The following is a 1,301-nucleotide window of genomic DNA, read 5'->3' on the forward strand; positions in this document are numbered from 1 at the left end:
GGGACTGCCCCCGATTTGGTTGACACTCGGGGTGTGTAGTTCTTAGGCCGCTTGTGCGGCCGTGTAGATTGTCTCAAACTCCACGGGGGTGAGCTTGCCGAGGCGTCGTTGCCGGCGGCGCCGGTTGTACTTGGTCTCGATCCAGGTGACCATCGCCAGGCGCAGTTGTTCGCGGGTGTCCCAGCGGCGGGTGTCCAGCACGTTCTTCTGCAGCAGGGAGAAGAAGCTCTCCATCGCTGCGTTATCCCCCGAGGAAGCAACCCGGCCCATCGAGCCGCGTAGCCCGTTGTTCCTCAACAGGCGTACGACTTTCTTTGACCGGAATTGACTGCCCCTGTCCGAGTGGCAGATCGTGCCGTGCGGTGCCCGCAGGGCGATCGCGTTGCGGATCGCTGAGGCGGCCAGGGCCGACTTCATCCGGGCATCGATGGAGTAGCCCACGATCCGCCCGGAGTAGACGTCTTTGACCGCACACAGGTACAGCTTTCCTTCGCTCGTCGTGTGTTCGGTGATGTCGGTCAACCAGACCTCGTTCGGCCCGTCGGCGGTGAAGTCGTGCCGGGTCACCCCGTGCTCATCAACAACAGCGAGCAGGTCATCGTGCACGGCAGGGCCAGGTGTGCCCTTCTTGGGCTTCTTGCCGTGGTGGGATGAGGTGATCCCCGCGATCTGGCATAGCCGGTGGACCCGGTTCTCCCCGGTGATCACCCCGTGTTCGTCGGCGAGTTCGTCGGTCAGGAACCGGTACCCCAATGTCGGGTCGTCCTCATGCAGCTCCAACAGTTTGTCGATGGTGTGCGCGTTGTCCCAATCACGCTGCGACACAGGGCTCTTGACCCATTTGTAGTACCCCTGGGTGGATAAGCCCAGGACCCGGCACGCCACCGCGACCGGCACCCTGATGCGGGCGCCGGCCGCGGCCATCTCACGGACGAGCGGGAAGACTATTTTCCCGGTAGGTTCGCCTGCGACAGATACGCCGCCGCGCGACGCAGGACCTCGTTTTCCTGCTCCAGCAGCCGGTTGCGTTTCTTCAACTCCCGCAACTCAGCCCGGTCGGTCTCGGCCAGGCCGGGACGGTGACCGTCTTCGATGTCGGCCTGCTTGATCCAGTTGTGCAAGCAACCCTCGGAGATCCCGAAGTCCTTGGCGATCTGATTCAACGGAGCCTGGCCCTTGCGGGCCACTGCCACGACGTCGTCGCGGAACTCCTTCGGATACGGCTTGGGCATGGTGAACATCCTTCCAGCGAGGACCACGATCCTCACAAGTCAGGTGTCAACCAAACCGGGGGCAAACCC

The 1,301-nt window shown here is 63.3% G+C and carries 1 protein-coding gene; it reads right to left on the bottom strand.

From position 1 onward, the window contains the following. Positions 1–42: 42 nt before the first annotated feature. Positions 43–1,232 (bottom strand): IS3 family transposase gene (locus AZH51_RS05985; protein WP_291522354.1). Its coding sequence is split into 2 segments (ribosomal slippage): positions 43–951 and positions 954–1,232, totalling 1,188 coding nucleotides; the frame shifts between segments, so codons are not numbered across the junction. Between the last annotated feature and the right edge of the window lie 69 nt (positions 1,233–1,301).

The sequence above is a fragment of the Branchiibius sp. NY16-3462-2 genome (assembly GCF_001594145.1).
Classification (GTDB): Bacteria; Actinomycetota; Actinomycetes; order Actinomycetales; family Dermatophilaceae; genus Branchiibius.